Genomic DNA, 12,849 nt, shown 5'->3' on the forward strand with positions numbered 1-12,849 from the left:
CGGCATGACTCAGGACTGGGATGCCGGGCGTCTCGACAGCGACCTGGAAGGCGCGGCCTTCGACACCCTGGCGGTTCGCGCCGGGCAACGGCGGACGCCGGAGGGCGAGCACAGCGAGGCGCTGTTCACCACCTCCAGCTACGTCTTCCGCACCGCCGCCGACGCGGCCGCGCGGTTCGCCGGCGAAGTGCCGGGCAACGTCTATTCGCGCTACACCAACCCCACGGTACGCACCTTCGAGGAGCGCATCGCCGCCCTCGAAGGAGCCGAGCAGGCGGTGGCCACGGCGTCGGGCATGTCGGCGATCCTCGCCCTGGTGATGAGCCTGTGCAGCTCCGGTGACCACGTGCTGGTCTCGCGCAGCGTGTTCGGCTCGACCATCAGCCTGTTCGACAAGTACTTCAAGCGCTTCGGCATCCAGGTCGACTATCCGCCGTTGAGCGATCTCGCGGCCTGGGAGGCGGCGTGCAAGCCGAATACCAAGCTGTTCTTCGTCGAGTCGCCATCCAACCCGCTGGCCGAGCTGGTGGATATCGCCGCGCTGGCCGAGATCGCCCACGCCAAGGGCGCACTGCTGGCGGTGGACAACTGCTTCTGCACGCCGGCGCTGCAACAGCCGTTGAAGCTGGGTGCGGACGTGGTGATCCACTCCGCGACCAAGTACATCGACGGCCAGGGCCGGGGCATGGGCGGGGTGGTCGCCGGTCGCGGCGAGCAGATGAAGGAAGTGGTCGGCTTTCTCCGCACCGCCGGACCGACCCTCAGCCCGTTCAACGCCTGGCTGTTCCTCAAGGGCCTGGAAACCCTGCGTATCCGCATGCAGGCGCACAGCGCCAGTGCCCTGGCCCTGGCCGAATGGCTGGAGCACCAGCCGGGCATCGAGCGGGTCTACTACGCGGGCCTGCAGAGCCATCCTCAGCATGAGTTGGCCCGGCGCCAGCAGAGTGGCTTCGGCGCGGTCGTCAGCTTCGACGTGAAGGGCGGGCGCGATGCCGCCTGGCGCTTCATCGACGCCACCCGGATGGTCTCGATCACCACCAACCTGGGCGACACCAAGACCACCATCGCCCACCCGGCGACCACCTCCCACGGTCGGCTGTCCCCCGAGGACCGCGCGCGCGCCGGGATCGGCGACAGCCTGATCCGGGTTGCGGTCGGCCTGGAAGACCTCGGCGACCTCAAGGCCGACATGGCCCGGGGGCTGGCCGCGCTGTGATCGAACCCAACCTGCGAGGCAACGGCAAGGTCGCCCTGGTCACCGGGGCGGCCCGGGGCATTGGCCTGGGCATCAGTGCCTGGCTGATCGCCGAGGGCTGGCAGGTAGTGCTGGCCGACAACGACCGTGAACGCGGTGCCAGGGTGGCCGAGGCGCTGGGCGAGCACGCCTGGTTCGTGGCCATGGACGTGGCCCAGGAGGGCCAGGTGGCGACGAGCGTGGCCGAGGTGCTCGGTCAGTTCGGCCGCCTCGACGGCCTGGTCTGCAACGCCGCCATCGCCAATCCGCGCAATACGCCGCTGGAGGCGCTGAGCCTCGGCGAGTGGACCCGCACCCTGGCGGTCAACCTGACCGGTCCGATGCTGCTGGCCAAGTACTGCACGCCTTATCTGCGCGCGCACAACGGCGCCATCGTCAACATCGCCTCGACTCGTGCCCACCAGTCGGAGCCTGACTCCGAGGCCTACGCCGCGAGCAAGGGCGGGTTGCTGGCGCTGACCCATGCCCTGGCCGCCAGCCTGGGCCCGGAGATCCGTGTCAATGCGCTCAGCCCCGGCTGGATCGATACCCGCGAGGCCGCCGAGCGCGAGGCTGCGCCGCTGACCGAGCTGGACCACGACCAACACCTGGTCGGCCGGGTCGGAGCGGTGGAGGATGTCGCGTCGCTGGTGGCCTGGCTGCTCTCCGAGGACGCCGGTTTCGTCACCGGCCAGGAGTTCCTGGTCGATGGCGGCATGACCCGGAAAATGGTCTACCTCGACTGAGTGTTGCCATGTCGATGTGAAAAAGGCGCTGACCCGCAAGGGGCCGCGCCTTTTTTGTTGTCCTCCGCTGTCTCGCAGGAGAGCCTGAGGAACGTTACTCCGCTTTCAGGTCGCGCAGGTCGACGGTCTGACCGTCGAACAATTGTCCGGCGCTGCTCGGCAAGATGCTCCCACGGCCTTCTGGGCTGCGACGGCCGTCGAGCACGCGGATGTCGCTGTACTTCTTCCCGGAAATCGCCGCCAGGCCTGCGCCGTCGAGCACTACGGTCGGGCGCAGGAAGACCATCAGGTTGCGCTTGGTGTGAGTGTCCTTGGTCGAGCGGAATAGCTTGCCCAGCCAGGGAATGTCGCCGAGCAGCGGTACCTTGGACTCTGCCTGCACCACGTCGTCCTGGATCAGGCCGCCGAGCACGATGACCTGGCCGTTCTCGGCGAGGATGGTGCTCTTGATCGAGCGTTTGTTGGTGATGATGTCGGTGTTGCTGACCTGCTGCACGCTGGGGGCGATGGAGGAGATTTCTTGCTCGATCTCCAGGCGCAGGGCCGCGCCGTCGTTGATGTGCGGGGTGACCTTGAGGTTGACGCCGATGTCCTTGCGTTCGACCGTGGTGAAAGGATTGCTCGAACCTTCGCTGTTGGTAGTGTAGGAGCCGGTATTGAAGGGGACGTTCTGACCGACCAGTATTTCCGCTTTCTGGTTGTCCAGGGTCAGCAGGCTCGGGGTCGACAGCAGGTTGCTCTTGCTGTTCGCCGACAGTGCGGTGACCAGCGCGCCGAAGCTGCTGCTGCCGATACCGACGATGGCGCCGTCGGGAAGCGCCGGCGGCTTGTCGTCCTTGAGCGCTTGCAGCAGGGTGCCGATGGACAGCCCGGTATTGCCGAAGTTGGTCCTGGTCCCGCCCATGCCGCCCTTGTTGATCGCCCATTGCACGCCGACGGCATCCTGGATGTCGCCGGAGATTTCGACGATGGCCGCTTCCACCAATACCTGGGCGCGCGGCACGTCGAGCTGGCGAACGATGTCCTCGAGGGCGTTGACCGTGTCCGGGTCGGCCAGCAGGATCAGCGCATTGGTACTTTCGTCGGCACGGATCAGGATGTTGCTCGGTCGGCCGCCGCCGGTCTGTTCGCCGCCCTGGCCGCCGTTGTTCTTCATGCCTTCGGAGATCTGGCCGAGGGTTTCCGCGAGGGTCTTGGCGTCGTTATGGCGCAGGCGGATCACCCGGGTGTTGGCCGAGCGCGCGGTCGGGGTGTCCAGCGATTGCGCCAGTTGCACCAGCTTGGCGCGCGCCTGTGGCGGGCCGAGGATGATCAGGCGGTTGGTGCGCGCGTCGGCGATCACCTGGGCGCCTGCCGCGCCCTTGGCCTGGCCGCGGCTCATGGCGTTGTTGAGCACCTCGGCGGCGTCCATCACCCAGCCGTAGCGCAGGTTGATCACGCTGTAGTCGTGGCTGCCCTTCTGGTCGAGCTGGCGGATCACGTCTTCGATTCGCGCGATATTGGCGCTGCGGTCGCTGATGATCAGCGCGTTGGCCGAAGGCACCGCGGCGAGGTGGCCATATTGCGGGACCAGCGGACGGATCAGCGGGATGAGTTCCGATACCGGGCTCTGCTGCACCTGGATCACTCGCGTCTCCAGGCGATCCGGTGCGCTCTGGCCGCCACCGGCCTCGGTCTTGGCCTCGGCGTTGGGCACGATGCGCGCCTGGTCGCCCTGGGCGACCACGGTGAAGCCGTGGGTGCTCATCACCGAGAGGAACAACTGGTAGACCTCGCTCAGCGACAGTTGCGCCTTGGAGACCACGCTGACCTGGCCCTTGACCCGCGGGTCGACGACGAAGGTCTCGCCGGTGATTTCGGAAATCTGGTCGATGAACTCGCGGATGTCGGCATCCTTGAGGTTGATCGTCCAGTGCGCCTCCTGCTGGTTGCCGGCGGGGACGAAGGCGTTCCTGCCGCTGTCTTCGGCGTGCGCCGCCTGGATGCCGAGGGCCAGGCTGAGAAGGACGGCGGGAACGTACGAACGACTGGTGGGGGCAAACAGGGCGCGGAACAAGGGCTGGGACATCGGGTCAGTCGCTTTCCGTAGGCGTGGTCGTGGGCTCGCTCGAGTCTTCTTCGGCGGGTTCTGCGATGGGCGTGGCTTCCATTTGCTGGCGCAAGGCATCCAGGCGCTCGCGCAATGCTGCAGCGTTCTCATCCTGCAGGCTTTGCAGTTGTTCGATCGAGTCGTTCTCGCTTGTAATGTCGTCCGCGCTGGCCAGCAGCCCCCCGGAACGGTGCGGGAAGGGCAGGCTTTCCAGGCGCCCGCCGCGCTGCAGTTCGACGCGGTCGCGGTAGACCGCGTGCAGCTTCACGCCGTCGCTGATCTCGCCGCCGACTGCGTAGCGGTGCGGCTTGTCGCCCTGGCGCTGGATGATCGCGCTGGACAGCTTGGGATCGCTCTGGACGAAGCTGCCCTTGAGCACCAGGTCGAGGTTGGTGGCCGGTGGCGGGGCGTTGGGGTCCTGGGCGCTGGTGCCGAAGAGGCGCGCCAGGCGGGTCGGGTCGCTGCGGGTGGATTCGTGGCTGACCGGCGAGGCGGCGACGGCCACCGGGCTGCGCTGCAGGCGCAACCAGCCGGCGGCCTGCCAGGCGAGACTGATGCTCATGGCGATGATCAGGGCAACAGCCAGAAGGGCCGGGGCGTACCGCTGCAGCCAGCGGGAAGAGGCGCCGGAGAAAGGCAATACATCACTCCTGGTCTTTATCGTTATGTCTGAAGATCGCCGAGGGATCATAGCAGTTCGTTGCCGGTAGGCTACCTACTTCTATCAATAGGTGTGACTGGCCGGGCCAGGCACGCTTGTGCTTAAGATAACGGTTCGCCAGGATACTTCTGCAAGAGGAACCCGGGACCGGCCGCACAAAATGACTAACAACTAACAATACTGACGGTAACCGTTCAGTGGTCATATACGACCAAGATACTTCTGTAAGGTTACCGCTATAAGGCATCCATGATGACAGCCCCGTTACCCGACATCGCCGCGCCGGCCGCACCGCCACGGCGTCTGCCGTTCAGTTTCGCCAAGCGCCAGGGTCTGCTGTTCCTGTGCCTGGAGGAGCAGTACTGGCTGGCCTGCCGGCCGCAGGTGGAGCTGGCGGCGATCGCCGAGGCGCAGCGCTTCGCCGGCCGCCGCCTGCCGCTCAAGGCGCTCGGCGAGGATGCCTTCAACCAGGCCCTGGCGGCGTCCTACCAGCACGATTCCTCGGCGGCCATGCAGCTCGCCGAGGACCTCGGCGGCAGCCTGGACCTCGCCGCCCTGGCCGACCAGGTCCCGGAAACCGAGGACCTGATGGAGCAGGAGGACGACGCGCCGATCATTCGCCTGATCAACGCGATCCTCGGCGAGGCGATCCGCGAGAACGCTTCGGACATCCACCTGGAAACCTTCGAGAAACGCCTGGTGGTGCGCTTCCGCGTCGACGGCGTACTGCGCGAGGTGCTCGAACCCAAGCGCGAGCTGGCGGCCCTGCTGGTATCGCGGATCAAGGTCATGGCGCGGCTGGACATCGCCGAGAAACGCATTCCCCAGGATGGACGGATTTCCCTGCGGGTCGGCGGGCGTGAGGTGGACATCCGCGTCTCGACCCTGCCCTCGGCCAACGGCGAACGCGTGGTGCTGCGTCTGCTCGACAAGCAGGCCGGGCGCCTGAACCTGCAGCACCTGGGCATGAGCGAGCGCGACCGCAAGCTGATGGACGAAACCGTGCGCAAGCCGCACGGCATCCTGCTGGTCACCGGGCCCACCGGCTCGGGCAAGACCACCACCCTGTACGCCAGCCTGACCACGCTCAACGACCGCACGCGGAACATCCTCACCGTCGAGGATCCGATCGAATACCACCTGGAAGGCATCGGCCAGACCCAGGTCAACGCCAAGGTCGACATGACCTTCGCCCGCGGCCTGCGGGCGATCCTACGGCAAGACCCGGACGTGGTGATGGTCGGCGAGATCCGCGACCGGGAGACCGCCGAGATCGCGGTTCAGGCTTCGCTGACCGGCCACCTGGTGCTCTCGACCCTGCACACCAACAGCGCCATCGGCGCGATCACCCGCCTGGTGGACATGGGCATCGAGCCGTTCCTGCTGTCCTCCTCCATGCTTGGCGTGCTGGCCCAGCGCCTGGTGCGGGTGCTCTGCCCGGCGTGCAAGGAGCCCTACCGGGCCGACGAGGCCGAGTGCGCGCTGCTCGGCGTCGATCCCGCCGCGCCGCCGACCCTGCATCGCGCCCGCGGCTGCGGCGAGTGCCACCAGCATGGCTATCGCGGGCGTACCGGTATCTATGAACTGGTGGTGTTCGACGACCACATGCGCTCGCTGATCCACAACGAATCCTCCGAGCAGGAAATGACCCGGCATGCCCGCACCAGTGGACCGAGCATCCGCGACGACGGTCGGCGCAAGGTGCTGGAAGGCGTCACCACGGTCGAGGAAGTCCTGCGCGTGACCCGGGAAGAATAATGGCCGCCTTCGAATACCTCGCCCTCGACCCCAGCGGTCGCCAGCAGAAGGGCGTGCTGGAGGCGGACAGCGCGCGTCAGGTCCGCCAGTTGCTGCGCGAGCGCCAATTGGCGCCGCTCGATGTGAAGCCCACCCGTACCCGCGAGCAGAGCGGGCAGGGCGGGCGCCTGACGTTCGCCCGCGGACTGTCCGCGCGCGACCTGGCATTGGTAACCCGCCAACTGGCGACCCTGGTCCAGGCCGCGTTGCCGATCGAGGAGGCGCTGCGCGCCGCCGCGGCGCAGTCCACCTCGCAGCGCATCCAGTCGATGCTCCTCGCGGTGCGCGCCAAGGTCCTCGAAGGCCACAGCCTGGCCGGCAGCCTGCGCGAGTTTCCCACCGCCTTTCCCGAGCTGTACCGGGCGACGGTGGCTGCCGGCGAGCATGCCGGGCACCTCGGCCCGGTGCTGGAGCAACTTGCCGACTACACCGAGCAGCGCCAGCAGTCGCGCCAGAAGATCCAGCTGGCGCTGCTCTATCCGGTGATCCTGATGGTCGCTTCGCTGGCCATCGTCGGCTTCCTGCTGGGCTACGTGGTGCCCGACGTGGTCCGGGTGTTCATCGACAGCGGGCAGACGCTGCCGCTGTTGACCCGCGTGCTGATCGGCGTCAGCGACTGGGTCAAGGCCTGGGGCGCGCTGGCCTTCGTCGCGGCGATCGGCGGGGTGATCGGCTTCCGCTACGCGCTGCGCAAGGATGCCTTTCGCGAGCGCTGGCATGGCTTCCTGCTGCGTGTGCCGCTGGTTGGTCGGCTGGTGCGCTCCACCGACACCGCGCGCTTCGCCTCGACCCTGGCGATCCTCACCCGCAGCGGCGTGCCGCTGGTGGAGGCGCTGGCGATCGCCGCCGAGGTGATCGCCAACCGGATCATCCGCAACGAAGTGGTCAAGGCCGCGCAGAAGGTCCGCGAGGGCGCCAGCCTGACCCGCTCGCTGGAAGCCACCGGGCAGTTCCCGCCGATGATGCTGCACATGATCGCCAGCGGCGAGCGTTCCGGCGAGCTGGACCAGATGCTGGCGCGCACCGCGCGCAACCAGGAGAACGACCTGGCGGCGCAGATCGGCCTGATGGTCGGCCTGTTCGAACCGTTCATGCTGATATTCATGGGCGCGGTGGTGCTGGTCATCGTCCTGGCCATTCTTCTTCCGATCCTTTCTCTCAACCAACTCGTGGGGTAATCGCGTGAATCAGAGCCGCCCATTGCAGCGTCGCCAACAGTCGGGCTTCACCCTGATCGAAATCATGGTCGTGGTGGTCATCCTCGGCATCCTCGCCGCCCTGGTGGTGCCGCAGGTGATGAGCCGTCCCGACCAGGCCAAGGTCACCGTGGCCAAGGGCGACATCAAGGCCATCGCTGCCGCGCTGGACATGTACAAGCTGGACAACTTCGCCTATCCGAGCACCCAGCAGGGCCTCGAGGCGCTGGTGAAGAAGCCCACCGGCAACCCGCAGCCGAAGAACTGGAACAAGGACGGCTACCTGAAGAAGCTGCCGGTCGACCCGTGGGGCAATCCCTACCAGTACCTGGCGCCGGGCACCAAGGGCCCGTTCGACCTGTATTCGCTGGGCGCCGACGGCAAGGAAGGCGGCAGCGACAACGACGCCGAAATCGGCAACTGGGACAACTGACCGGACATGCAGGCTTCGCGCGGCTTCACCCTCATCGAGCTGATGGTGGTGATGGTCATCATCAGCGTGCTGATCGGCCTGGCGGTGCTCAGCACCGGCTTCGCCAGCACCTCGCGGGAGCTGGACAGCGAGGCCGAGCGGCTCGCCGGGCTGATCGGCGTGTTGACCGACGAGGCCGTGCTGGACAACCGCGAGTACGGCCTGCGCCTGGAGCGCGATGCCTATCAGGTGCTGCGCTACGACGAAGCGAAGGCGCGCTGGTTGCCGGTGGCGCGCGACAGCCACCGCCTGCCGGAATGGGCGGAGCTGACCTTCGAGCTGGACGGCCAGCCGCTGGTGCTGGCCGGCAGCAAGGGCGAGAAGGAGCAGAAGAAAGGCACCGATCAGCCGCAATTGCTGATCCTTTCCAGTGGCGAACTCAGCCCGTTCCGCCTGCGCCTGGCCGAGCGCGGACCCGAGGGGCGGGCGTTGTCGCTGAGCAGCGACGGTTTCCGCCTGCCACGGGTCGAGGTGGCTCGGCGATGAAGAAGCGCGCGCGTGGTTTCACCCTGCTGGAAGTGCTGGTGGCCCTGGCGATTTTCGCCATGGTCGCGGCCAGCGTGCTCAGTGCCAGCGCGCGCAGCCTGCAGAACGCCTCGCGGCTGGAGGACAAGACCCTGGCGATGTGGATCGCCGACAACCGTCTCAACGAATTGCAACTGGAACAGACGCCGCCCTCCAGCGGCCGCAACCAGGGCGAGCTGGAGTTCGCCGGGCGTCGCTGGGAGTGGCGCACCCAGGTCGACAGCACCGCCGAGCAGGATATGCGGCGGGTGATCGTCTGGGTCGCGGCGAAGCCCCTCGGCCGCGAGCGTGGCAGCATCGAGGAACGCGCCGCGGCGCGCCTCGTCGGTTTCCTCGGGAGCCAGCCATGAGGCTACAGCGGGGCTTCACCCTGCTCGAGCTGCTGATCGCCATCGCCATCTTCGCCCTGCTGGCCCTGGCCACCTACCGCATGTTCGACAGCGTGATGCAGACCGACCAGGCGACTCGCGTGCAGGAGCAGCGCATGCGTGAGCTGGTGCGGGCGATGGGCGCCCTGGAGCGCGACCTGACCCAGGCGGTCGAACGTCCGGTACGCGACGAACTGGGCGATAACCGTGGCGCCTTCCTCAGCGAGGGCGAGAACGACCAGATCGTCGAATTCACCCGTGGCGGCTGGCGCAACCCGCTCGGCCAGGCGCGCTCGCGCCTGCAGCGGGTGCGCTGGTCGCTGTCCGGGGAGACCCTCGAACGCCGCTACTGGCTGGTTCTGGACCGCGCCCAGGACAGCAAGCCACGGGTGCAGCAGGTGCTGGACGGGGTTACCGCGCTGAGCTGGCGCTTCCTCGACAAGGAGCACAACTGGCAGGGCCACTGGCCGACCGACGAAGGCAGCGAGGAGGAGCGCCTGGAAAGCCTGCCGCTGGCGGTGGAGATGACCCTGGAGCACCGCCACTACGGCAAGCTGGTGCGCGTCTGGCGTCTGCTCGATCCGCCGCTCAAGCAGGACCAGCCGCAGGGCCAGCCGGGCGACGAGAACGGCGAGAACGGCGAGGGCGGGGTGCCGCAGCCGCCGGAAGGCATGCCGGGGGCGCCGGAATGAGGCGCGGGCAGAGCGGCGTCGCGCTGATCACCGTGCTGCTGGTGGTGGCGGTGGTGACCATCGTCTGCGCCGGGCTGATCATCCGCCAGCAGTTGGCGATACGCAGCAGCGCCAACCAGTTGCACGTGCGCCAGGCCTGGCACTATGCGCTGGGCGGCGAACGCCTGGCGGAAGCGGTGCTGCGCCGCGACCTGCGCCAGGGCGGCGAGAATACCCGCGAGCCGGTGGACCACCTGGGCGAGGCCTGGGCTCGACCGATGACGCCGTTCAAGCTGGACGACGGCGGCGAGCTGCGGGTGCGGATCGAGGACCCCAGCGGGCGTTTCAACCTCAACGGACTGGTGCGCAAGCGCAAGGTCAAGCCGGATTCGGTGAAGCAGTTCCGTCGCCTGCTGGCCACCCTGGGGATGAAGGAAGAGATCGTCCAGGGCTTGCCGGACCGGCTGGCCGACTGGCTCGACGCCGACCAGAATCCGCAGGGCGAGCAAGGCGCCGAGGACAACCAGTACCTGCTGGAGGCGCCGGCCTACCGCGCCGCCAACCGCAGTTTCAAGGATGTGTCCGAGCTGCGCCTGCTGAAATTGTCGGAAGCCGACTATCGACGCCTGCTGCCGTTCGTCAGCGCCTTGCCCGAGGATGCGCCGCTGAACGTGAACACCGCCAGCGTGCCGGTGCTGGCCGCCATGTTCGAGATCGATCCGGGACAGGCGGAAAACATCGTGGACGCCCGCGGTCGGGAAGGTTTCCAGAGCAAGGACGATTTCACCAAGCATCTGACCCAGTTGGGTTCGAAGACCGGAAACGTCAGTTATGCCGTCGGCACCCGCTACTTCCAGGTGATCAGCGAGGTCAGCCTGGGCGACCGCCGGCAGGTGCTGGTGAGTACCTTGCAGCGGGGCAAGGACGGCAAGATACGCGTGATGGCCCGCGACATGGGACAGGGCGGCCTGCCCATCCCGTCGGCGGGCGGCGACGATTGGAAGAAGGACGAGCGATGAGTGGAGTGAGTGCGCTGTTCCTGCCGCCCGCCAGCACGGCGGGGGCCGATGGGGAACTGGCGGTATGGTGGGTGCAGGATGGCGAGTGCCGGCGCGCGCCGTTCGCCCAGGCGCTGGCGGAAATCCGTGCGCCCTGGCGGCTGTACCTGCCGGTGGAGGCGGTGACCGCCTGCGCGGTGAACCTGCCTACGCAGAAGGCGCGCTGGTTGCGCCAGTCGCTGCCGTTCGCGGTGGAGGAACAACTGGCCGACGATGTCGAGCAGATGCACCTTGCCCTTGGTCCGGCGCTGGCCGACGGCCGCCACCGGGTATTCGCCGTGCAGCGCACCTGGCTCGCCGCCTGGCTGGCGCTGGCCGAGGGCGCGGGCAAGGCGCCGGCTTCGCTGCATGTCGATGCCGATTGCCTGCCGGGCGGGGGCAGCTGCCTGTTCTGGCTGGAAGAGCGCTGGCTGCTCGGCGGCAGCGGTGCCGTACGCCTGGCCTGCGGCAGCGAGGATTGGCCGGTGCTGCGCGACAGTTGCCCGCCGCCGCAGCGGGCCTTCGCCGCGCAGGAGGTGGCGCCCCTGGAGGGGGTGGAAGTCCAGGCCCTGGCGGGCAATCCGCACGTCTGGCTGAGCGAGCAGCCGCTGGGCACCGACCTGGCCCAGGCCGAGTTCGCCGCGCGCCAGCAGAGCAGCCAGTGGCGCCGTTGGCGGCCGCTGCTGGGGCTGGTCGGGCTGTGGCTGGTGTTGCAATGGGGCTTTACCCTGGTCCAGGCCTGGCAGTTGCAGCGCGAAGGCGACCGCTACGCGGCGCAGAGCGCAGAACTCTACCGCCAGCTGTTTCCCGAGGACCGCAAGCTGATCAACCTGCGCGCGCAGTTCGACCAGCACCTGGCCGACAGCGCCAGCAGCGGCGGCGAAGGTCAGTTGCTCGGCCTGCTTGGCCAGGCCGCCACGGTGATCGGCGGCGAGCCGACGGTGAGCGTCGAGCAACTGGACTTCAGCGCCGCTCGCGGTGACGTCGCCCTCCAGGTGCGGGCTCCCGGTTTCGACGTGCTGGAACGGCTGCGTTCGCGTCTCAGCGAGTCCGGGCTGGCGGTGCAACTGGGTTCGGCCAGCCGCGATGGCTCGACGGTCAGCGCGCGCCTGGTGATAGGAGGTTGAGATGAAGGTGATGACGCAATTCCACGAGCGCCTCAGGGCTCAGGCGGAAACCTCGCAGCTGGCGATCCGCTGGCGCGGGCTGCCGGCGCGGGACCGCCTGGCGCTGCTCTGGCTCGGCGCGTTCCTCCTGCTGGTGGTGCTCTACCTGGCGCTGTGGCGCCCGGCCGAGCGCCATCTGCAGTCGGCGCGGCAGTACTTCACCGAACAGCGCGCGCTGCATGCCTATATCCAGCAGCAGGCGCCCAACGTGCGCCAGGCCGATGCCGCGGCGCCACAGGCGCAGATCGACCCGGCGGCGCTGCAGGGCATGGTCACGGCTTCGGCGGCCCAGGCCGGACTGAGTGTCGAGCGCCTCGACAACGAAGGCGAGGGCGCCGTGCAGGTGGCCCTGCAGCCGGCGCCATTCGCCAAGCTGCTGCCCTGGCTGGAGCAGTTGAACGGGCAGGGCGTGCAGGTGGCGGAGGCCGGCCTGGACCGCCAGGTCGACGGCCGGGTCTCGGCGCGCCTGAGCCTGCGGGTCGAGTGAGCGGCCCGTGGCTGGGGCCGGCATGGGCCCCGGCGCCGACCGCGCCGACAGGCGATCGCCGAAATTTCAAAAAAAATTCAATCAGGGCATTGACTTAGGTTTTTCGGTCGGTAGAATGCGCCCCACTTCGAGAGTGAAGGGTGATTAGCTCAGCTGGGAGAGCATCTGCCTTACAAGCAGAGGGTCGGCGGTTCGATCCCGTCATCACCCACCAATCTCGCAAGTTACGCGCAGCGGTAGTTCAGTCGGTTAGAATACCGGCCTGTCACGCCGGGGGTCGCGGGTTCGAGTCCCGTCCGCTGCGCCATTCACTTCCCCTCCCGAGTTCACCACCCCGAACTCGCCGTCTTCCGCAAGAAGGCGGGCAGCCTGGCTGCAACGAGAGGAAGTCGCTTTACCG

At 67.8% G+C, this 12,849-nt stretch carries 13 protein-coding genes and 2 tRNA genes; 13 read left to right on the plus strand and 2 right to left on the minus strand.

All coding sequences use genetic code 11. The annotated features are described in order from the left end of the window. The first annotated feature begins 4 nt into the window (after positions 1-4). Entirely contained in the window at positions 5-1,216 is a 1,212-nt protein-coding gene (locus tag AC4OR5_RS26840; RefSeq protein WP_058156322.1) for an O-succinylhomoserine sulfhydrylase, read from the plus strand. After that, the gene (locus AC4OR5_RS26845; RefSeq protein WP_023106180.1) at positions 1,213-1,980 is read left to right on the plus strand and encodes an SDR family oxidoreductase; all 768 of its coding nucleotides are present in this window, start codon (positions 1,213-1,215) and stop codon (positions 1,978-1,980) included. The genes AC4OR5_RS26840 and AC4OR5_RS26845 overlap by 4 nt, the downstream gene beginning before the upstream one ends. Before the next feature lie 94 nt (positions 1,981-2,074). On the opposite strand, the gene xcpQ is transcribed toward AC4OR5_RS26845, so the two are convergent. Together xcpQ and xcpP are read right to left on the minus strand one after the other, a co-directional pair. After that, a complete protein-coding gene (gene xcpQ, locus AC4OR5_RS26850) occupies positions 2,075-4,048 on the minus strand; it encodes a GspD family T2SS secretin variant XcpQ (protein ID WP_023108529.1) in 1,974 nt (657 codons plus the stop codon). 4 nt (positions 4,049-4,052) lie between these two features. Continuing rightward, entirely contained in the window at positions 4,053-4,760 is a 708-nt protein-coding gene (xcpP, locus tag AC4OR5_RS26855; RefSeq protein ID WP_042173362.1) for a type II secretion system protein N, read from the minus strand. Between the two features lie 219 nt (positions 4,761-4,979). Here xcpP and xcpR point away from each other — a divergent pair, with 219 nt between their 5' ends. The 11 genes from xcpR (at position 4,980) to AC4OR5_RS26910 (ending at position 12,756) form a co-directional block, all read left to right on the plus strand. Beyond that, positions 4,980-6,488 carry a GspE family T2SS ATPase variant XcpR gene (gene xcpR, locus AC4OR5_RS26860; protein ID WP_003091377.1) on the plus strand — a complete coding sequence of 503 codons (1,509 nt, stop codon included), beginning with the start codon at positions 4,980-4,982 and terminating at the stop codon, positions 6,486-6,488. After that, complete coding sequence (gene xcpS / locus AC4OR5_RS26865) at positions 6,488-7,705, plus strand: GspF family T2SS innner membrane protein variant XcpS (protein ID WP_003091376.1); 1,218 nt, start codon at positions 6,488-6,490, stop codon at positions 7,703-7,705. The genes xcpR and xcpS overlap by 1 nt, the downstream gene beginning before the upstream one ends. Before the next feature lie 4 nt (positions 7,706-7,709). Further along, positions 7,710-8,156 carry a GspG family T2SS major pseudopilin variant XcpT gene (gene xcpT / locus AC4OR5_RS26870; protein ID WP_003130409.1) on the plus strand — a complete coding sequence of 149 codons (447 nt, stop codon included), beginning with the start codon at positions 7,710-7,712 and terminating at the stop codon, positions 8,154-8,156. Positions 8,157-8,162: 6 nt separating this feature from the next. Further along, on the plus strand, positions 8,163-8,681 hold the full coding sequence (xcpU, locus tag AC4OR5_RS26875) for a GspH family T2SS minor pseudopilin variant XcpU (protein ID WP_003110066.1): 519 nt from the start codon (positions 8,163-8,165) through the stop codon (positions 8,679-8,681). Beyond that, complete coding sequence (gene xcpV / locus AC4OR5_RS26880; protein ID WP_023106183.1) at positions 8,678-9,070, plus strand: GspI family T2SS minor pseudopilin variant XcpV; 393 nt, start codon at positions 8,678-8,680, stop codon at positions 9,068-9,070. The genes xcpU and xcpV overlap by 4 nt, the downstream gene beginning before the upstream one ends. Beyond that, positions 9,067-9,780, plus strand: a complete 714-nt coding sequence (xcpW, locus tag AC4OR5_RS26885; protein WP_023108526.1) for a GspJ family T2SS minor pseudopilin variant XcpW — start codon at positions 9,067-9,069, stop codon at positions 9,778-9,780. The genes xcpV and xcpW overlap by 4 nt, the downstream gene beginning before the upstream one ends. Beyond that, positions 9,777-10,778 (plus strand): GspK family T2SS minor pseudopilin variant XcpX, encoded by a 1,002-nt coding sequence (xcpX, locus tag AC4OR5_RS26890; RefSeq protein ID WP_023436422.1) that lies wholly within the window; start codon positions 9,777-9,779, stop codon positions 10,776-10,778. The genes xcpW and xcpX overlap by 4 nt, the downstream gene beginning before the upstream one ends. Beyond that, entirely contained in the window at positions 10,775-11,923 is a 1,149-nt protein-coding gene (gene xcpY, locus AC4OR5_RS26895; RefSeq protein ID WP_058160367.1) for a GspL family type II secretion system protein XcpY, read from the plus strand. The genes xcpX and xcpY overlap by 4 nt, the downstream gene beginning before the upstream one ends. Before the next feature lies 1 nt (position 11,924). Further along, positions 11,925-12,449, plus strand: coding sequence for a GspM family type II secretion system protein XcpZ (gene xcpZ, locus AC4OR5_RS26900; RefSeq protein ID WP_003091369.1), 525 nt, complete (start codon positions 11,925-11,927; stop codon positions 12,447-12,449). 138 nt (positions 12,450-12,587) lie between these two features. Beyond that, positions 12,588-12,663 (plus strand) — tRNA-Val (locus AC4OR5_RS26905). Between the two features lie 16 nt (positions 12,664-12,679). After that, a tRNA-Asp gene (locus AC4OR5_RS26910) sits at positions 12,680-12,756 on the plus strand. The last annotated feature ends 93 nt before the right edge of the window (positions 12,757-12,849 follow it).

It is taken from the genome of Pseudomonas sp. YA1, from assembly GCF_058680555.1.